We start from the raw sequence: 18,252 nt of genomic DNA on the forward strand, positions 1-18,252 counted from the left end.
TTTGTTATTCGCTGTCCGGCATCGAGAGCATGTGGCTCATGCGTTCGGCTTTGGTTTTCAGATATTCAAGGTTGTCTTGATGAATGCGAGTTTCGATGGCGATGCGGCCGTGAACCTGAATGCCAAGCTTGGTCAGTTCGTCGATTTTCTGCGGATTGTTAGTTATCAACTCGATGGAGCGCACCTGCAAGTTGTTCAGGATGAGCGCGGCGATGTCGTACTGGCGCTCGTCGGCCAAATGGCCGAGCTTGATATTGGCATCGACGGTATCCAGGCCTTGGTCCTGCAAATTGTAAGCCTGCAATTTTTTCAGCAAACCGATGCCGCGGCCTTCCTGGCGCAGATAGATCAGCACGCCGCAACCGGCGGTATTGATCATGTCCAGCGCCATATCCAGTTGTTCGCCACAATCGCAACGCCGCGAGCCCAACACGTCGCCGGTGAAGCACTCGGAATGGATGCGTACCGGCACGTCTTCCTTGCCGGCCACGTCTCCCTTGACGAAGGCGACGTGTTCTTTTTTATCGAGGCTGTTGCTGTAGTAGTGCAGAATGAATTCGCCGTGCTTGGTGGGAATCCGGGTTTGAACTTTATCTTCTATGCTTGCTTTCACTGATATTGAAATCCTTAATGCGCGGCTTAAATTGGCAAAAGCCGACGACTGCATGGATGCAGGAGGTAGGGCAACGCCGGGAGCGGTTGCCGAGAGCCTTTCTGAATCGCTTGTTCCAAAACGATTGAGAAAGGCTCCAGGCCTTGATGTTTGGCTTTGCGGCGGTATTGGGTTTTGTCGGCGTAGGTTTGCGCTTTGTTGAAGCGATGGGCGAATTTCGCCACCGGATTTTTAATGGGTTTGTCGTCCAAACCCTTGCTTGGGTTTTGTTTTCTCATGCTTTTTTCTCCGTAAGCTATTAAAATAACGTTTTATTTGAACATAGATTGCCTGTGAAATTCCAGAAAGACTTTGATGTGATCGTAGTGGGCGGCGGCCATGCCGGCACCGAGGCGGCGCTGGCTGCCGCCCGCTCTGGTGCGCAAACCCTGTTATTGTCGCAAAACATCGAAACCTTGGGGCAGATGAGCTGCAACCCGGCGATCGGCGGGATCGGCAAAGGCCATCTGGTCAAGGAAGTCGATGCGCTGGGCGGCATCATGGCGCAAGCGATTGATAAAGGCGGTATTCAGTTCCGCATCCTCAATGCCAGCAAAGGTCCGGCGGTGCGGGCGACGCGGGCTCAAGCCGACCGGATGCTTTACAAGCAAGCCGTGCGTAGCGCATTGGAAAATCAGGCGAATTTGGCTTTGTTTCAGCAAACTGTCTCCGATTTGTTGGTCGAAGGCGATCGCGTGGTGGGTGTAAAAACCCAGATGGGTCTGGAATTTAATGCCAAGGCAGTAGTGTTGACCGCCGGGACTTTTTTGGCTGGACGGATTCATATCGGTCTGGAGAATTATAGCGGTGGACGCGCCGGCGATGCGGCGTCGATTGCGCTGGCCGAGCGTTTGCGCGAATTACCTTTCCGTATCGGCCGCTTGAAAACCGGCACGCCGGCGCGCATCGACGGTAGAACTATCGACTACAGCAAATTGCAGGAACAGCACGGCGACACGCCGCTGCCGGTGTTTTCGTTTATGGGTAGTCGCGAACAGCATCCGCGCCAAGTCTGCTGTCATATCACCCGCACCAATCAAGAAACCCACGACATCATCCGCTCCGGTCTGGATCGGTCGCCGATGTATTCCGGCATCATCGAGGGCGTGGGCCCGCGTTACTGCCCGTCCATCGAAGACAAAGTGGTGCGCTTCGCCGATCGCGATTCCCATCAGATTTTCGTTGAGCCGGAAGGTTTGACCACCAACGAAGTCTACCCAAACGGCATTTCCACCAGTTTGCCATTCGACATTCAATACCGCTTCATCCGCACCATGCTGGGTTTCGAGAATGCGGAAATCGTCCGTCCCGGTTATGCGATCGAATACGATTTCTTCGATCCGCGCGATTTGAAAAACTCGTTGGAAACCAAGCACATGAACGCTTTGTTCTTCGCCGGCCAGATCAACGGTACTACCGGCTATGAAGAAGCCGCCGCACAAGGCTTGATCGCCGGCCTCAACGCCGCGCGTCTGGCCAAAGGTTTGGAAAGCTGGTGCCCCGGTCGGGAGGAAGCCTATATTGGCGTGATGATAGACGACCTGATCACTCGCGGCACGTCCGAACCCTACCGGATGTTTACCAGTCGCGCCGAATACCGTTTACAGCTGCGCGAGGACAATGCCGATCTGCGCTTGACCGAACAAGGCCGCGAACTGGGTTTGGTTGACGACGCCCGCTGGCAACGTTTTGAAGAAAAGCGCGAAGCCATCGCCAATCTGCAAGGCAAGCTGGCCAAAAAATGGATACGAACGGAAAGCGACGAAGCCGCGCTGGCCGAGCAATTATGGGGCAAAAAACTGTTGAAAGAAGCCAGTCTGATGGAAATGCTGCGCCGGCCGGAAGTGGATGTCGAGAATCTGCTGCGTTTTAGTGATGAAACCGAAGTCGATGAGCAAGTTGCCGAGCAGGTGGCGATCCAGGCCAAATACGCCGGTTATATCGACAGGCAGCAAACCGAGATCAACCGTACTCAACGCTATGAGCATTTGAAGTTGCCGGAAAATGTCGATTACAGTTTGGTTTCCGGTTTGTCCAACGAAGTTAGCGAAAAACTGAAAAAGCAGCGTCCGGAAACCTTGGGGCAAGCCTCGCGAATTCCCGGCATTACCCCGGCGGCCATATCGCTGCTGTTGGTGCACCTGAAAAAGAAAAGCGCTTGATGGACGTTTGTCGCGATAAGCTTGAGCAGGGTTTAAATGCCTTGTCCCTGGATATTGGTGGCGAGCGTACCGATGCATTGATGCGCTTCATCAATTTAATAGCGAAATGGAACAAGGCCTATAACCTGACCGCCGTGCGCGATCCATTGGAAATGGTGAGTCTGCACATTCTGGATAGTCTGGCGATTTTGCCCTATCTGCAAGCGCCGCGCGTTGCCGACATCGGTACCGGCGCCGGCTTGCCCGGTATTCCGTTGGCGGTCTGTCTTCCGGATTGGCATTTCACCTTGGTCGATTCCAATTCCAAAAAAACCCGTTTCGTGCAGCAGGCGGTGCTGGAGTTAAAGCTGAAAAATGTCGAAGTGGTGCATAGTCGCGTTGAGCTGTTGCAGCCGGAGGAATTGTTTTCTACGGTGATCTGCCGGGCCTTTGCCAGCATGAACGACATTCTGCAATTGACCGGCCATTTGCTGGCCGAGGACGGTGTGTTGTTGGCGATGAAAGGCCAGCAGCCTGAGCAGGAGCTGATAGACTTGGCCGAAACATACAGCGTGATTCCGCTGACGGTACCCGGCATAGCGGCCGAACGCTGCCTGATTCGACTGGAGAAACCCAAGCATGGCTAAGATTATCGCGATTACCAATCAAAAGGGCGGTGTCGGCAAGACCACGACCAGTGTCAATCTGGCGGCGGCGCTGGCGGCGACCAAGCGCAAGATATTGCTGATCGATCTGGACCCGCAGGGCAACGCGGCAATGGGCTGTGGCGTGAACAAGGACGAGATTCAGTATTCCAGCTGCGAATTGTTGCTGGAGGAAGTGCCGGTCTCGGAAATTATCGTCAAAAACAAACAGCTGGGTTTTGACCTGATTCCCGGCAATGCCGACCTGACCGCCGCCGAAGTGCAGTTGATGAGCGCCCAGCATCGCGAGCGGCGCCTGGCCGATGCGTTGATAACGATAAAAGATCAATACGATTACATCTTGATCGACTGCCCGCCGTCCTTGAATATGCTGACCTTGAACGCGATGGTGGCTGCCAACAGTGTGTTGATTCCGATGCAATGCGAATATTATTCGCTGGAAGGCTTGTCCTCGTTGATGTCGACCTTGCGCAGTATCCGCGATAGCGTTAATCCGGGTTTGTATCTGGAAGGTATTTTGCGGACCATGGTCGATAGCCGCAGCCGTTTAGGCAAGGATGTTTCCGATCAATTGATCGAGTATTTTGGCGACAAAGTCTTTCGAACCACCATTCCCAGAAACATCCGCCTAGCCGAGGCGCCTAGTCATGGCGTGCCGGTGCTGGCTTACGATAAGGCTTCGCGCGGCGCGGTAGCCTATATCGCGCTGGCCGGCGAGATGATCAGAAAAGAAAAAGCGGCTAAAAAATGATGCATAAAAAACGCGGATTAGGGCGAGGTTTAAGCGAATTGCTGGGTGACGTCAGTGCGCCGGTGACGGAAAAGCCCCAAGACACTCAAAGCCTGCCGATCGAATTTTTGCAGCGTGGCAAATATCAGCCGCGTAAGGACATGGATCCGGACAAACTGAAGGAGTTATCCGATTCGATCGCCGCGCAAGGCATTATTCAGCCAATCATCGTCCGTAAGATCGACGGCGAAAAATACGAAATCATCGCCGGCGAGCGCCGCTGGCGCGCCGCGCAGCTGGCGGAATTGCAGGATGTGCCGGTATTGATCAAGGATATCGACGACCGTTCGGTGATGGCAATCGCCTTGATCGAAAACATTCAGCGCGAGGATTTGAATGCGCTGGAAGAGGCGGAAGCCTTGCATCGTTTACAGGACGAATTCGAGCTGACGCATCAGCAAATTGCCACGGCGGTAGGCAAGTCGCGCACCACGGTCACCAATCTATTACGCCTGCTGGAACTAGCTGGCGAAGTCAAAACCATGCTGGGCAAGGGCTTGCTGGAGATGGGGCATGCGCGTGCGCTACTGGGTTTGGACGAGGTCAAGCAGATAGAGATCGCCAATAAGGCGGTCAAGCAAGGCCTGACTGTCAGGGCGGTGGAAAAGCTGGTTCGCGAACAGCATGAAGAAAAGCCGGCTGCCGTCAGAAAAGTCGATCCCGATACTTTGCGCTTGCAGCAAGAGCTTAGCGAAAGAACCGGTGCAAAAGTGGAAATCAATCATCAAAGCAGCGGCAAAGGCAAATTGGTTTTTAGTTACACCAGCTTGGAAGAGTTGGAAGGCATTATTAAAAAAATCAATTAACGCCGAGGCTGCTGAATGCTGGATTGTCGGCCGTTGGCAGTGTCAATGTCGCGTTGCCGTCAGAAAGGTTGCAATTTGTTGACTTTGCTACAGCTGCAAAAATGCCGCAATACAATAAATCAAAGGCTTATCTGTTGGCATGAGGTTTGCTATATCTGCTGGAGTCGTAAATCACGGGTAAAGTCTATGGTTTATGTTCGCCCCGGTTCTGGCGGGTGTCGAGAGTCAAGTTCAGTCATTCATTTAATGATGGGCGATGTGATTGCCCTCGAGCCGGTGGGGGCGGTTACCTTGCTTTAGATGTGCTGGCTGGATATAATCGCCCAGCTCAAGACGAAAGGGGAAGTGAATGGCAGCTAGAAATGATTTTTCTACTGTCAGAAAAGTAGTTTTTGGACAAGTCCTGATGGCTGCATTGGTGGCGTCGGGATTTTTATTGATAGGCGGTTGGAAAAATGCGGTATCTCCCATGTTGGGGGGGGTGGTGGCATTGCTGCCTAATCTGTATTTTGCCTATAAGGTCTATCTGGCCAAGGATTCGGGCGCGCAGGGTATCGTTAATGCATTTTATGCGGGCGAAACGGTAAAGTTGATTTTGACGGTGGCGCTGTTTGTCATCGTTTTACAGATTCCTTCTGTTGATTTCTTAACGCTGTTGGTAGGTTATATCGCAGTGTTGTCGGTTTTTTGGTTCGCGCTGTTTTGGTGGCGCGATTAGTTTTTTGCGAGGACAAATGAGTACTGAAGGTGGCGCAACAGGTTATATAGTCCATCACTTGACACCGCTGTCGGTGGGTGAAGGCTTTTGGACATTGCATCTGGATACCTTGTTTTTTTCCGTGTTGTTGGGCGGATTGTTCATCTTGTTTTTCAAAACCGTGGCGGAAAGAGCGACGTCCGGCGTGCCGGGGCTGGCGCAAAACATTGCGGAAACGCTGGTGGAGTTTGTCGATACCCAGGTCAAGGATAGTTTTCACGGCCGCAGTCCCTTGATAGCGCCGTTGTCTTTGACGATCTTCTGCTGGGTGTTTCTGTGGAATGCAATGGACTTGCTGCCGGTAGATTTGTTGCCGATGATAGGCAGCTTAATGGGCATGGAATACATGCGCGTGGTGCCGAGTACCGATCTGAACGGCACGTTTGCATTGTCTATCAGTGTGTTTTTCCTGATTTTCTTTTACAGCATTAAAGTAAAAGGTCTGGCGGGTTTTGCCCACGAAATGACTTGCACGCCTTTTGGGCCTAAGATGATGCCCTTCAATCTGTTGCTGAAAACGGTTGAAGAGCTAGCAAAGCCCATCTCGCTGGGTCTGCGGTTATTCGGTAACCTGTATGCCGGCGAGCTGGTATTCATCCTGATCGCTTTGCTGCCGCCTATTGTTCAGCCCTTGCTGGGCTTTCCCTGGGCAGTATTTCACATTCTGGTCATTACCTTGCAGGCTTTCATATTCATGGTGTTGACCATCGTTTATTTGAGCTTGGCGCACGAAGATCATTAACAGTTTTATTTTTAACTTTCATATCAATACTTAGGAGACACTATGGAACTCGCATCATTAATTGCCAACGTACAAGGCTTCACCGTCATCGCAGTTGGCATCATTTTGGGCTTGGGTGCTATCGGTACTGCTATCGGCTTCGGTTTGCTGGGTGGCAAATTCCTGGAAGGCGCAGCTCGCCAACCTGAGTTGGTTCCTATGTTGCAGGTCAAAATGTTCATCATCGCCGGTTTGCTTGACGCGGTCACCATGATCGGTGTTGGTTTGGCTCTGATGCTGACTTTCGCAAACCCATTCCTTTCAGCCGTTCAATCTGTTGCAGGTTAATTACCCACATCGATCTGTCGCGGAAGGTTAACGCCTTCGCCGCGTGCCGCAATCTTGCGCCAGCGGGCAGATTAGAATAACAACGGCATTACGAGGAAAGCATCAATGAGCATCAATGCTACTCTGATCGGGCAGATGATAACTTTCACACTTCTGGTTTGGTTTACCATGAAGTATGTCTGGCCGCCGATCATTGCCGCTCTGGAAGAGCGCAAAACCAAAATCGCCCAAGGTTTGGCGGCGGCCGAGAAAGGCCAGGAAGAGATTAAGCTGGCTGAGAAGAAAGCCAAGACCCTATTGAAGGAAGCGAAAGAGCAGTCGGTCGAGATCGTTAGCGCCGCGCAAAAACGCGCCAATCAGGTGGTTGAAGAATCGAAAGATCAGGCTAAGAAAGAAGGCGAGCGTTTGCTCGAAGCAGCAAAAGCCCAGATAGAACAGGAAATGCTGCAAGCTAGAGAAAGCTTGCGCAAAGAGGTGTCTTCACTGGCCTTGCGTGCCGCCGAACAGATTTTGAAAGAAGAAATCGATAAAGCCAAGCACCAGGATATTCTCAGCAGAGCAGCGGATCAATTGGGTTAAGCGATGGCTGAATTATCGACATTAGCAAGACCTTACGCGGAAGCAGCTTTTAAACGGGCCAAGGAAACAGGTGCATCTAAACAATGGTCCGATTCATTAGCGTTTTTGTCTTTGGTAATCCAGGATGAGGCATTGGCGACCATTGTCAAAAATCCCAGGGTTGGCAAACAGAATACAGCACAACTGGTCCTTGATATTTGCCAGGATCAGATACACGACGAAGCCAAGAATCTTCTCAAAGTGTTGATAGAAAATGACAAGCTGCCGTTGTTGCCGGAAATTTCGGTGATGTTCGAGCAGTTAAAGGCGGACGACGAAGGTTACGTCAATGTTGATTTGTACAGTGCATACTCGCTAACAAAAGCCGAGCAAGGCAAATACGTTGCCATGCTGGAAAAGCTTTTGCATAAAAAGGTCAATGCAACCGTTTCTGTCGACAAATCGTTAATTGGGGGCATCCTCGCCAAAGCCGGCGACAAAGTCATTGACGGTTCTATCAAAGGCCAGCTTCATCAATTAGCTAAAAGACTTTAAGAGTTAGAGCGGGAAAATAAAATGCAATTAAATCCATCAGAAATAAGTGATCTGATTAAAAAGAAGATCGAGAATTTCGACGCCCATATCGAGGCACATACCGAGGGCACCGTAGTCAGCGTCACCGACGGTATCGTTCGGGTTCACGGTCTGTCGGAAGCCATGCAGGGCGAAATGCTGGAATTTCCTGGCGGCTCTTACGGCATGGCTTTGAACCTGGAAAGAGACTCGGTTGGTGTGGTAATGCTGGGTGCTTATCAGCACATTACCGAAGGCGATACCGTTAAATGTACCGGTCGCATTCTGGAAGTGCCGGTAGGTGAAGCACTGCTGGGCCGCGTGGTCGATGCATTGGGTAACCCCATCGACGGTAAAGGTGCCATCGAAACCAATCTGAGCTCGCCTATCGAAAAAATTGCTCCTGGTGTTATCGCCAGACAATCGGTCGATCAGCCCGTGCAAATCGGTTTGAAAGCGATCGATTCGATGATCCCTGTTGGTCGTGGCCAACGTGAGTTGATCATCGGCGACAGACAGACCGGTAAAACGGCCATTGCTGTCGATGCGATCATCAATCAAAAAGGCACCGGCATCAAATGTATTTATGTTGCTATCGGCCAAAAACGTTCTTCAATTGCCAACGTGGTTCGCAAATTGGAAGAGCACGGCGCGATGGAGCACACTATCATCGTGGTAGCTTCGGCATCCGAATCAGCGGCGTTGCAATTTATTGCACCGTACACCGGTTGCTCAATGGGCGAATATTTCCGCGACATCGGCGAAGATGCTCTGATCATTTATGACGATTTGACCAAGCAAGCTTGGGCGTATCGCCAAATATCCTTGTTGCTGCGTCGTCCGCCAGGTCGTGAAGCCTACCCAGGCGACGTGTTCTACATCCACTCGCGCTTGCTGGAGCGCGCGGCTCGCATCAATGCGGCCGAAGTCGAGAAGTTGACCAATGGCAAGGTAAAAGGCAAAACCGGTTCATTGACCGCGTTGCCGATTATCGAAACCCAAGGCGGCGACGTTTCCGCGTTCGTTCCGACCAACGTGATTTCGATCACCGATGGCCAGATCTTCCTGGAAACCGGTCTGTTCAACTCCGGTATTCGTCCTGCGGTTAACGCCGGTCTGTCGGTATCGCGGGTCGGTGGTGCGGCGCAAACCAAGATCATCAAAAAACTGGGCGGCGGTATTCGTCTTGATTTGGCTCAGTTCCGCGAACTGGCTGCGTTTGCTCAGTTTGCGTCCGATTTGGACGAAAGCACCCGTAAGCAAATCGAACGCGGTCAACGCGTGACCGAACTGATGAAGCAAAATCAATATGCGCCGATGTCGGTCGCGGAAATGAGTGTTTCCTTGTATGCCGCTAATGCCGGATTCCTGGATAGCCTGGAAGTCAAACAAGTCCGCGCTTTCGAGGCTGCACTACTTGATTATATGAATTCCGAAGAAGCCGAGCTGATTGCCAAAATCAACGAGAAAGGCGACTACAACGACGACATTCAAAAAGGCATTCACAGTGCCATCGAACGTTTCGTTAAGAACGGTAGCTGGTAAAGGGTCCGCACATGGCTGTTGGCAAAGAAATACGTACCAAGATCGCGAGTATTAAAAATACTCAGAAGATTACTCGGGCCATGGAAATGGTGGCGGCGAGCAAGATGCGTAAAACCAAGGACAGAATGCAGGCGACCCGTCCGTATTCTAAAAAGATAAGCCAGATCATCAAACATCTGGCCCAAGCTAATCCTGAGTATAAGCATCCGTTCTTGAATGAGCGGCCCGTCAAACGGGTGGGTATTATCGTGGTCAGCTCCGATAGAGGCTTGTGCGGCGGGTTGAATGCCAACTTGTTCAGAAAGACCTTGGCCGAATTACAGCAATGGCACGGCGACAATATCGAAGCGGATATTTGCGCCATCGGCAGTAAAGCCGCCAGCTTTTTCAGTATGATCAATGCCAATCTGGTCGGCCAAGTCTCCAAATTGGGCGATACGCCGCATCAGAGCGATATTATCGGCACTATCAAGATTATGCTGGATGCATTTACCAGCGGCCGGATCGATCAGCTGTTTTTGATCAGCAACGAGTTTGTCAATACCATGACCCAAAAACCGGTCGTGGAAAAATTGTTGCCGGTAGCTGTCGGTGAGCTGGAGCAAGGTATGTCCAGCCGTTGGGATTATCTGTACGAGCCGAACGCCAAGGACGTGCTGGATAGTTTGTTGATCCGTTACGTGGAATCCGTGGTTTTCCAAGGTTTGGTGGAAAACAATGCCTGCGAACAGGCTGCCCGCATGGTAGCTATGAAGAGTGCATCCGACAATGCCGGAAACATCATCAAGGAATTGCAGTTGATTTATAACAAAGCCAGACAGGCGGCAATTACCCAGGAAATTTCCGAGATCGTTGCCGGTGCTGCGGCTGTATAGCGCATTCAAGACAAGTTTAGATAGATTTTAAAAGAGGACGACATAATGAGTTTGGGTAAAATCGTTCAAATAATTGGAGCGGTCGTTGACGTGGAGTTTCCACGCGATAACTTGCCGAAAGTATATGATGCGTTGAATGTTAAGGGCGGTCTGGTGTTGGAAGTTCAGCAGCAATTGGGCGACGGCGTAGTCCGTACCATTGCGATGGGCTCCACTGACGGCTTGAGCCGTGGCATTGAAGTCAGCAATACCGGCGAAGCGATCAAAGTACCCGTCGGACAAGCGACATTGGGACGCATCATGAACGTCCTTGGCGAAGCCATCGACGAAAAAGGCCCCATCGGCGAGAAAGAAAAGTGGACCATCCACCGCGATGCGCCATCTTATGATGAGCAAGCACCTGCCAACGAATTGCTGGAAACCGGCATCAAGGTTATCGACCTGGTTTGCCCGTTCGCGAAAGGCGGTAAAGTCGGTCTGTTCGGCGGTGCCGGTGTCGGCAAAACCGTCAACATGATGGAGCTGATCCGTAACATCGCGATCGAACACAGCGGTTTCTCGGTATTCGCCGGTGTGGGCGAACGTACCCGCGAAGGTAACGACTTCTATCACGAGATGACAGATTCCAACGTTATCGACAAAGTATCGTTGGTGTACGGTCAGATGAACGAGCCGCCAGGAAACCGTTTGCGCGTGGCATTGACCGGTCTGACCATGGCGGAGTTTTTCCGCGACGAAGGCCGCGACGTACTGTTTTTCGTCGACAACATTTATCGTTATACCTTGGCTGGTACCGAAGTATCGGCGCTGCTGGGTCGTATGCCTTCCGCGGTAGGTTATCAGCCTACACTGGCTGAAGAGATGGGCGTGTTGCAGGAACGGATTACCTCGACTAAAACCGGTTCTATTACTTCTATCCAAGCGGTATACGTACCTGCTGACGACTTGACCGACCCTTCGCCTGCCACCACCTTCGCTCACTTGGATGCGACCGTAGTATTGTCTCGTCAGATCGCCGAGCTGGGTATTTATCCGGCCATCGATCCGCTGGATTCCAGTAGCCGTCAGCTCGATCCCTTGGTGATCGGTCAGGAACATTACGAAACGGCTCGTTCCGTGCAAGGTATTTTGCAGCGTTATAAAGAACTGCGCGATATTATCGCTATCTTGGGTATGGACGAGTTGTCGGAAGAAGACAAGCTGACCGTATCCAGAGCGCGTAAAATCCAACGCTTCTTGTCGCAACCGTTCTTCGTGGCAGAAGTATTTACCGGTTCGCCAGGCAAATATGTATCTTTGAAAGACACTATTGCCGGCTTTAAAGGCATCATCAGCGGCGAATACGACAGTCTTCCCGAGCAAGCTTTCTACATGGTTGGTACAATCGACGAAGCCATTGAAAAAGCCAAAGGCATGTAAACCACCTCATAGGAGAGTTTTATCATGGCAATGACAATTCATGTGGACATCGTCAGCGCGGAGCAGGAAATTTTTTCCGGCTTGGCTGAAATGGTATTCGCACCGGCCGAAATGGGCGATGTCGGTATCGCGCCGCGACATGCGCCTTTGATTACCAAGCTTAAACCGGGCGAAGTACGAGTCAAATTGAGCGATAAGGAATCGCAGGCGTTTTACGTCTCCGGTGGTTTTTTGGAAGTTCAGCCGCACTTGGTCACCGTTTTGGCGGATACCGCGATTAGAGCGAAAGACATAGACGAAGCGGCGGCATTGCAAGCCAAAGCCAGAGCGGAAGAAATGTTGAGCGATAAATCCGGCAAATACGACTATGCAATGGCTCAAGCCGAATTGGCACAAGCCGTGAATCAATTGAGAACCCTGGAAAAATTAAGAAAGCGTGGCGCATAATCCACTAATTGCGTAAAAATATAAGCCCGATGAACGCCTGCGTCATCGGGCTTTTTTTGTTTAAGGAATAGCGATGTCGATTAAAACCATAATCCTGGCAGCGGGACAAGGCACTCGGATGCGTTCGTCCCGGCCGAAAGTGCTGCATGAAATTGCCAATAAGGCTTTGTTGCAACATGTCTACGAAACTAGTTTTTCGCTGGAAAACAATCAGATATTCATCATCTACGGTCACGGTGGCGAGACGGTCAAGCAAGCCTTGAATGAGTTCGACGCGACCTGGATCGAACAAAAGCAGCAACTCGGTACCGGACATGCGGTGCAGCAAGCTATTCATCACGTAGACGATCCGGATACGGTATTGATTCTGTACGGCGACGTGCCTTTATTGAAGGCTCGGACCATACAAACGCTGCTGCATAAAGTCAGTCTGTCGTCTTTGGCCTTGCTGACCGTCAACCTCGACGACCCGACCGGTTATGGGCGTATCGTTCGCGACAAAGACCATGCGGTGCTCAAAATTGTCGAGCAGAAAGACGCAAACGAAGTCGAGGCGCAAATTAGGGAAGGCAACACCGGCATCTTGGCGTGCAAAGGCAGTCAATTGAAACAATGGTTGTCCAGGCTGAGTAACAATAATGCGCAAAACGAATATTATTTGACCGACATTATTGAAATGGCGGTGGAAGATGGTTTGAGCATTGAAACCACTCAAGCCGGAAGTCAGGACGAAGTGCTGGGGGTCAATAATCGTAGCCAGCTGGCACATCTGGAGCGCGTGTATCAACTCGAACAAGCTCAATCGCTAATGGAAAAAGGCGTGACTTTACGGGATCCTAGTAGGGTTGATGTCCGAGGCAGTTTCGCCGAATTAGGCCAGGATATCGACGTGGACGTCAACGTGATATTCGAAGGCGTGAATCGCATCGGTTCCAACGTCAAAATCGGTCCCAACTGCCTGATTAAGAACGCCAGCATCGCAAATGGCGTCGAAATTCTAGCCAATAGCGTGATCGAGGATGCCGTAGTCGGCGCAGCTAGTAGGATAGGGCCATTCGCCCGACTGCGGCCACAGACCGAACTGGCGGATCATGTTCACATCGGCAATTTCGTCGAAATTAAAAAATCCAGCGTCGCGACCGGTAGCAAGATTAACCATTTAAGTTATATCGGCGACAGCGAAGTGGGTAGCAAGGTTAATATCGGCGCCGGTACCATTACCTGCAATTACGATGGCGTCAATAAATTCAAGACCGTTATCGAGGACGGTGCGTTTATTGGCTCCGATACCCAGTTGGTGGCGCCGGTTACGGTCGGCAAAAATGCTACGATAGGCGCAGGATCGACGATCACTAAGGATACGCCTGCGGATCAGTTGACCCTTAGCCGAACCAAACAGCTTAGCGTGCCGACTTGGCAAAGACCGGTTAAAAAGGCAGAGATTGTTCCAGACAATCTTCTGCACACCCAACATCCCTGTAAGTCGGAGAAATGATATGTGTGGCATAGTCGCAGGCGTGGCCCAACGCAACGTGGTGCCGATCTTGATCGAAGGGCTGAAGCGTCTGGAATATCGTGGTTATGATTCGGCCGGATTGGCGGTTATCAAGAACGGTGAGATCTTCAGAAAGCGCGAATTGGGTAAGGTCAAGGGCCTGGAGGCCTTGATTGCGGCCGATCCCATCGACGGTAATATCGGCATTGCTCATACCCGTTGGGCTACCCACGGCAAACCCAGTACTCGCAACGCTCACCCGCACGTGAGCCGCGACAAGGTGGCGGTGGTGCATAACGGTATCATCGAGAACCACGATCACCTACGGGCTGCATTGAAACAGAACGGTTTTGAATTCACTTCGGAAACCGACACCGAAGTCATCGTTCATAAAATTGTCGAAGACTTGCAAGCCACTGACAGCCTGTTGGACGCGGTAAAAGCCACCGTCGCTACCTTGCAAGGTGCCTATGCGCTGGGTGTGGTGTATATCGACAGGCCGGATACTTTGATCGCTTGCCGCAAGGGCAGTCCATTGGTGATTGGCATCGGTATCGGCGAATATTTTATAGCATCGGATATCGCCGCTTTGCTGCCCGTGACCCAGCGATTTATCTTCCTGGAAGATGGCGATATAGCCGAACTAAAAATCGATAGCCTGGTGATTTACGATGAGAACGACCACCGTGTCGAACGGCCGGTTGTCGAAAGCCAGCTCAAGGCGGATTCGGTAGACAAAGGTAAATACCGCCACTACATGCTCAAGGAAATCTACGAGCAAGCCTGGGCGACGTCGGAAACCCTGGAAGGCCGTTTTATCAATAACCGTTTGCTGGATTCCGCGTTCGGTCACAATGCCGCCGAAGTCTTCGATCAAATTAAATCGGTACAGATTTTGGCTTGCGGTACCAGCTATCACGCCGGTTTGGTTGCGCGCTACTGGTTCGAAAAACTGGCCAGAGTGCCGTGCGCGATCGAAGTGGCCAGCGAATTCAGATACCGCAATCCGGTCATTTCGGCCGACACCCTGGTCGTCACTATTTCCCAATCCGGAGAAACCGCCGACACGCTGGCGGCGCTGCAGGAAGCCAAACGCCTCGGCGTCAAGCATTCTTTGGTGATTTGTAACGCGCCGGAAAGTTCGCTGGTGCGCGAATCCGAACTGGTGTTGATGACCCGTGCCGGCCCGGAAATCGGTGTCGCCTCGACCAAGGCCTTCACGACTCAGTTGGTAGCCTTGTTGATGTTGATCATTGCCGTCGGCCGCCGCTTTGCATTGACCAAGGAACTCGAAGAAACTATCGTTTCCGAGTTGTTCAGCTTGCCCGGCAACATCGAAAAAGTATTGAAGCTGGATAACACCATCGAGTTGCTGTCGCAGCGTTTTGCCGACAAACACAACGCGCTGTTCTTAGGTCGCGGCACCCATTACCCGATCGCGATGGAAGGTGCATTGAAACTCAAGGAAATTTCCTACATCCACGCCGAAGCCTACCCCGCCGGAGAACTGAAACATGGCCCTCTGGCATTGATCGATGCGGAAATGCCGGTGATCACCGTGGCGCCCAACAACAACTTGCTGGAAAAACTGAAATCCAATATTCAGGAAGTTAGCGCCCGTGGCGGCCAATTGATCGTGTTCATGGACGAGGAGCTGGCGGAAAGCGGCGATGAAAACGTGCAGATCGTCAAAATGCCTAGCGTCGCCAATATCATTTCGCCCATCGTCTACACCATCCCGCTGCAGCTATTGTCGTATTACGTCGCGGTGTTGAAAGGTACCGATGTCGATCAACCGCGCAATTTAGCCAAATCGGTGACGGTGGAGTAAGTCGATCGATATGAATATTTCGTTTGAAATAGTGCCGCGTAGCCTGGAAGCTTTCGACGAGCAATATGCCTTTGTACAAAAGCTGGATGACGGCATCAATATCATCAATGTACCGGACATCCAGCGCTTCGATACGCGCAGTTGGGAATTGGCGATTCGTATCGATCGTAGTAAGTACCGTTTTATTCCGCACTTTCGAGCCATCGATTTCAAAATCGAAAGCGGAGAGCTATACCGAATCATCGAAAACTATGAACTCGATAGCGTGTTACTGGTGACGGGGGATCCGCCGGAAGGCTTGAAGCGGGCTTTTTACAACACTGACGTGGTGGATCTGATCCGAGCCGTGCGTCAGCGTTTTCCCGGTTTGAACATCTACGCGGGTTTCGATCCACATCGGCAGGGCTTACAGGATGAATGTGACTACACTCAACGCAAAGCCGAGGCCGGCGCGACTGGTTTTTTCTCGCAGCCTTTTTACGATCATCGTTTGGTCGATATTTATGCCGAGCATATGCAAGGCTTGGATACCTATATCGGCATCAGCCCCATCACGACGATGGCGTCTAAAAATTATTGGGAAGTCAAAAATAAGGTCAAGTTTCCGGTGAGTTTTCGTCCGGATTATGACTGGAATGTCGAGTTTGCCAACAACTTGATTGCCTCTGCCGCGGCTAATAATTTAAATATCTACTTCATGCCGATCAGGATTGATTTGCATAAATATTTTGAAAGAATAAAGCTGGTTTAATAGTAACTTTGACATCACTGGTATCCGCTAAATTCCGCAATTTGCCTTATTGCATATTCCTATCAAACCGGACCAAATTTTGAAGTCCTAAGTTTGGCCAGAAGACTAAGCCGTGTTAATTAAAGATCGCATGTTGTCAAACTGTCGTAATACAAGATAGCTATTTTATTGTTGGCGGTTTAAGGCTTTGATGGCAAGCTTTGCTCACCCTGACTGTTAATTGTGAATATTACAACGGCAAGCAACAGCTCGAAAACGAGCCATCAAAATCCTCTGCGTGGGCCTGTAAAAATTCAACTAACAATATAGAGATGCTTAACAGTGCCGACCTTTGATGTTAAATAATGGTAAAAAGCCCTAGTGCCGCAATAAAATGAAATTTAGTGTTTTAGTAAAAAAGCTATCAAATCCTCGTGTTAGAAGACGATTAAAAATTGGCCTCTCTGTTTGGGGTGTAGCGATTGTAATTGGTCTGATTTTTAAACTTGCCTATGATATTGGTTATTTTAAGGCCCAGTCACTTATAAATGATAAAAACGCTGCAATGCCTATTGCACGCACAGTGCTGACAATGGAATCTGCCCAGCGCATAGTGTCTGGCGCGCTAAAAGAAGATCCTAATAATCCAAAAACAATTGTAAATCAGATTATTGATAACAATCAGAAACTCTCTACTATTATTATAGAAAACAATAAGCAAAAACAAATTGCTTGGATTATAGATCTGCGTTTGTTTTTTACCGGCGATCTATTTAATGATAAAGGCTATAATTTAACTGAATCTATAGAGTATCAACACAATATCAATGGTGGCAACCATTAATCGTAATGTATTAGCCGCTTTTAGAAGAGTTGCAGATAAAGTAGCTTAACCATGAGTTCGAAATTGCGTTGATACACCCTCTTCGTTATATATTGCCTTGCCTCGGCCTAGTATATTGTCACGGCCAGTTTCAGCGAAAGCCAATATATGCGAGGCCAATTTATCAGCAATTTTCAGTTGTTTTAGCGCATTTGCCAGGGTTTCTATAACGACATCATAGTTATCATCGTCCGGTTGTAATCTAAGTAGATGCGAGTGCGCAGGACAAAGTAAAACAAGATCAGACTTTTGCTCGCCACCAATAATATCCCCAGTAACGAACATCTCAAGGAAAGCAAAATCCCGATTATTCACCAAACTTGGATGAGCATTACCTCTCGCGAATGCTGCCGTGAAAAATTTATCCGCTAATTCTGAAACGTGTTTTAGGTTAACGCCATTTATATTGACCAATGCGTTTATCAGTGATTTCAAAGGCCCGGTTTGCTCAACGATAGGTCTAGTGTAAAAATATCGATTAACTCGGTAGTCATCCAGTAGATTTTGGTAAAAAATATCGATGATATTGGAAATTAGGTTTTCATCAGATAAATCGCTGCGATTAAACTCTAATTTTTGGGTGGCAGTTTTATTTTCGGTCATTTTAATTCTCCATGTACTATATTGAAATATGGTAATTGTTATAGTCGAGCTATCAATTTCTGGAGATAATACAAAATCCCTGCATTAGGAACGGCGTGACGGCATGTCATCGAAAGATTATTAACACAAAATTTGCAAAACGCCATGGCTAACAATTTGATTGTGGTAAGTTGTTGTTTTTATTTTGATATTTATGATGTTCTGGTGTTGTTAATGTATGATTGAAATGGATATTGCATACATGGACGTCACTACCCCTATAGAGTTCAGATTTCAAAGTCGTATCCACTAATAGCGCGAGCAACAATTGCATAGATACCAAGCCGAAAAAGTCTCCAGCATTGCTTGCGGCAATACTTGAAAGCACAGAGTCTTTTTCCAAATCCAAGACGCATCGCTCGCGGCTGAAATCA

20 protein-coding genes are annotated in these 18,252 nt (G+C 50.0%); 17 read left to right on the forward strand and 3 right to left on the reverse strand.

All coding sequences use genetic code 11. The annotated features are described in order from the left end of the window. Positions 1-4 precede the first annotated feature (4 nt). Positions 5-613, reverse strand: coding sequence for a GTP cyclohydrolase II (gene ribA / locus QZJ86_RS00470; protein ID WP_301935718.1), 609 nt, complete (start codon positions 611-613; stop codon positions 5-7). 26 nt (positions 614-639) lie between these two features. After that, positions 640-891, reverse strand: coding sequence for a DUF7230 family protein (locus QZJ86_RS00475; RefSeq protein WP_301935719.1), 252 nt, complete (start codon positions 889-891; stop codon positions 640-642). 54 nt (positions 892-945) lie between these two features. On the opposite strand from QZJ86_RS00475, the gene mnmG reads away from it, so the two are divergent. The 17 genes from mnmG to QZJ86_RS00560 all read left to right on the forward strand — a co-directional run bounded on the left by mnmG (position 946) and on the right by QZJ86_RS00560 (position 17,197). After that, on the forward strand, positions 946-2,814 hold the full coding sequence (gene mnmG / locus QZJ86_RS00480; RefSeq protein ID WP_301935720.1) for a tRNA uridine-5-carboxymethylaminomethyl(34) synthesis enzyme MnmG: 1,869 nt from the start codon (positions 946-948) through the stop codon (positions 2,812-2,814). Next, a complete protein-coding gene (rsmG, locus tag QZJ86_RS00485) occupies positions 2,814-3,440 on the forward strand; it encodes a 16S rRNA (guanine(527)-N(7))-methyltransferase RsmG (RefSeq protein WP_301939060.1) in 627 nt (208 codons plus the stop codon). The genes mnmG and rsmG overlap by 1 nt, the downstream gene beginning before the upstream one ends. Continuing rightward, positions 3,433-4,209 (forward strand): ParA family protein, encoded by a 777-nt coding sequence (locus QZJ86_RS00490; RefSeq protein WP_301935721.1) that lies wholly within the window; start codon positions 3,433-3,435, stop codon positions 4,207-4,209. Before rsmG ends, QZJ86_RS00490 begins: the two co-directional genes overlap by 8 nt. Beyond that, the gene (locus tag QZJ86_RS00495) at positions 4,206-5,054 is read left to right on the forward strand and encodes a ParB/RepB/Spo0J family partition protein (protein ID WP_301935722.1); all 849 of its coding nucleotides are present in this window, start codon (positions 4,206-4,208) and stop codon (positions 5,052-5,054) included. Before QZJ86_RS00490 ends, QZJ86_RS00495 begins: the two co-directional genes overlap by 4 nt. A 349-nt stretch (positions 5,055-5,403) precedes the next feature. After that, the gene (locus QZJ86_RS00500; protein ID WP_301935723.1) at positions 5,404-5,772 is read left to right on the forward strand and encodes an ATP synthase subunit I; all 369 of its coding nucleotides are present in this window, start codon (positions 5,404-5,406) and stop codon (positions 5,770-5,772) included. Between the two features lie 16 nt (positions 5,773-5,788). Then, entirely contained in the window at positions 5,789-6,553 is a 765-nt protein-coding gene (gene atpB / locus QZJ86_RS00505) for a F0F1 ATP synthase subunit A (protein ID WP_301935724.1), read from the forward strand. Between the two features lie 42 nt (positions 6,554-6,595). Beyond that, on the forward strand, positions 6,596-6,880 hold the full coding sequence (atpE, locus tag QZJ86_RS00510) for a F0F1 ATP synthase subunit C (protein WP_020484117.1): 285 nt from the start codon (positions 6,596-6,598) through the stop codon (positions 6,878-6,880). Between the two features lie 105 nt (positions 6,881-6,985). Further along, the gene (locus QZJ86_RS00515; RefSeq protein ID WP_301935725.1) at positions 6,986-7,459 is read left to right on the forward strand and encodes a F0F1 ATP synthase subunit B; all 474 of its coding nucleotides are present in this window, start codon (positions 6,986-6,988) and stop codon (positions 7,457-7,459) included. Positions 7,460-7,462: 3 nt separating this feature from the next. Beyond that, complete coding sequence (locus QZJ86_RS00520) at positions 7,463-7,993, forward strand: F0F1 ATP synthase subunit delta (protein WP_301935726.1); 531 nt, start codon at positions 7,463-7,465, stop codon at positions 7,991-7,993. Positions 7,994-8,014: 21 nt separating this feature from the next. Then, positions 8,015-9,556 (forward strand): F0F1 ATP synthase subunit alpha, encoded by a 1,542-nt coding sequence (gene atpA, locus QZJ86_RS00525; protein WP_301935727.1) that lies wholly within the window; start codon positions 8,015-8,017, stop codon positions 9,554-9,556. Positions 9,557-9,567: 11 nt separating this feature from the next. Next, positions 9,568-10,431, forward strand: a complete 864-nt coding sequence (gene atpG, locus QZJ86_RS00530; protein WP_301935728.1) for a F0F1 ATP synthase subunit gamma — start codon at positions 9,568-9,570, stop codon at positions 10,429-10,431. A 45-nt stretch (positions 10,432-10,476) separates the two neighbouring features. Continuing rightward, complete coding sequence (atpD, locus tag QZJ86_RS00535) at positions 10,477-11,850, forward strand: F0F1 ATP synthase subunit beta (protein WP_301935729.1); 1,374 nt, start codon at positions 10,477-10,479, stop codon at positions 11,848-11,850. 24 nt (positions 11,851-11,874) lie between these two features. After that, entirely contained in the window at positions 11,875-12,297 is a 423-nt protein-coding gene (locus QZJ86_RS00540; protein WP_301935730.1) for a F0F1 ATP synthase subunit epsilon, read from the forward strand. Between the two features lie 73 nt (positions 12,298-12,370). Then, positions 12,371-13,792, forward strand: coding sequence for a bifunctional UDP-N-acetylglucosamine diphosphorylase/glucosamine-1-phosphate N-acetyltransferase GlmU (gene glmU, locus QZJ86_RS00545; protein WP_301935731.1), 1,422 nt, complete (start codon positions 12,371-12,373; stop codon positions 13,790-13,792). Position 13,793: 1 nt separating this feature from the next. Further along, positions 13,794-15,623 carry a glutamine--fructose-6-phosphate transaminase (isomerizing) gene (gene glmS, locus QZJ86_RS00550; RefSeq protein WP_301935732.1) on the forward strand — a complete coding sequence of 610 codons (1,830 nt, stop codon included), beginning with the start codon at positions 13,794-13,796 and terminating at the stop codon, positions 15,621-15,623. A gap of 10 nt (positions 15,624-15,633) precedes the next feature. Beyond that, entirely contained in the window at positions 15,634-16,374 is a 741-nt protein-coding gene (locus QZJ86_RS00555) for a methylenetetrahydrofolate reductase (RefSeq protein ID WP_301935733.1), read from the forward strand. Between the two features lie 373 nt (positions 16,375-16,747). Further along, positions 16,748-17,197, forward strand: a complete 450-nt coding sequence (locus tag QZJ86_RS00560; RefSeq protein WP_301935734.1) for a hypothetical protein — start codon at positions 16,748-16,750, stop codon at positions 17,195-17,197. 45 nt (positions 17,198-17,242) lie between these two features. Here QZJ86_RS00560 and QZJ86_RS00565 read toward each other — a convergent pair whose 3' ends face one another. Further along, positions 17,243-17,839: a globin family protein gene (locus QZJ86_RS00565; RefSeq protein ID WP_301935735.1), complete on the reverse strand. Its 597-nt coding sequence runs from the start codon at positions 17,837-17,839 to the stop codon at positions 17,243-17,245. Positions 17,840-18,252: the final 413 nt, after the last annotated feature.

Source organism: Methylomonas montana (assembly GCF_030490285.1).
In the GTDB taxonomy this organism is placed as follows: Bacteria; Pseudomonadota; Gammaproteobacteria; order Methylococcales; family Methylomonadaceae; genus Methylomonas; species Methylomonas montana.

What these genes read in the sequence shown, in the direction of transcription:
- rsmG (WP_301939060.1), top strand. Translation starts at nt 2,814, where the DNA reads ATGGACGTTTGTCGCGATAAGCTTGAGCAGGGTTTAAATGCCTTGTCC.
- QZJ86_RS00495 (WP_301935722.1), top strand. Translation starts at nt 4,206, where the DNA reads ATGATGCATAAAAAACGCGGATTAGGGCGAGGTTTAAGCGAATTGCTG.
- QZJ86_RS00520 (WP_301935726.1), top strand. Translation starts at nt 7,463, where the DNA reads ATGGCTGAATTATCGACATTAGCAAGACCTTACGCGGAAGCAGCTTTT.
- glmU (WP_301935731.1), top strand. Translation starts at nt 12,371, where the DNA reads ATGTCGATTAAAACCATAATCCTGGCAGCGGGACAAGGCACTCGGATG.
- QZJ86_RS00555 (WP_301935733.1), top strand. Translation starts at nt 15,634, where the DNA reads ATGAATATTTCGTTTGAAATAGTGCCGCGTAGCCTGGAAGCTTTCGAC.
- QZJ86_RS00540 (WP_301935730.1), top strand. Translation starts at nt 11,875, where the DNA reads ATGGCAATGACAATTCATGTGGACATCGTCAGCGCGGAGCAGGAAATT.
- QZJ86_RS00560 (WP_301935734.1), top strand. Translation starts at nt 16,748, where the DNA reads ATGAAATTTAGTGTTTTAGTAAAAAAGCTATCAAATCCTCGTGTTAGA.
- QZJ86_RS00490 (WP_301935721.1), top strand. Translation starts at nt 3,433, where the DNA reads ATGGCTAAGATTATCGCGATTACCAATCAAAAGGGCGGTGTCGGCAAG.
- atpA (WP_301935727.1), top strand. Translation starts at nt 8,015, where the DNA reads ATGCAATTAAATCCATCAGAAATAAGTGATCTGATTAAAAAGAAGATC.
- QZJ86_RS00565 (WP_301935735.1), bottom strand. Translation starts at nt 17,839, where the DNA reads ATGACCGAAAATAAAACTGCCACCCAAAAATTAGAGTTTAATCGCAGC.
- atpE (WP_020484117.1), top strand. Translation starts at nt 6,596, where the DNA reads ATGGAACTCGCATCATTAATTGCCAACGTACAAGGCTTCACCGTCATC.
- QZJ86_RS00500 (WP_301935723.1), top strand. Translation starts at nt 5,404, where the DNA reads ATGGCAGCTAGAAATGATTTTTCTACTGTCAGAAAAGTAGTTTTTGGA.
- QZJ86_RS00475 (WP_301935719.1), bottom strand. Translation starts at nt 891, where the DNA reads ATGAGAAAACAAAACCCAAGCAAGGGTTTGGACGACAAACCCATTAAA.
- atpG (WP_301935728.1), top strand. Translation starts at nt 9,568, where the DNA reads ATGGCTGTTGGCAAAGAAATACGTACCAAGATCGCGAGTATTAAAAAT.
- glmS (WP_301935732.1), top strand. Translation starts at nt 13,794, where the DNA reads ATGTGTGGCATAGTCGCAGGCGTGGCCCAACGCAACGTGGTGCCGATC.
- atpB (WP_301935724.1), top strand. Translation starts at nt 5,789, where the DNA reads ATGAGTACTGAAGGTGGCGCAACAGGTTATATAGTCCATCACTTGACA.
- atpD (WP_301935729.1), top strand. Translation starts at nt 10,477, where the DNA reads ATGAGTTTGGGTAAAATCGTTCAAATAATTGGAGCGGTCGTTGACGTG.
- QZJ86_RS00515 (WP_301935725.1), top strand. Translation starts at nt 6,986, where the DNA reads ATGAGCATCAATGCTACTCTGATCGGGCAGATGATAACTTTCACACTT.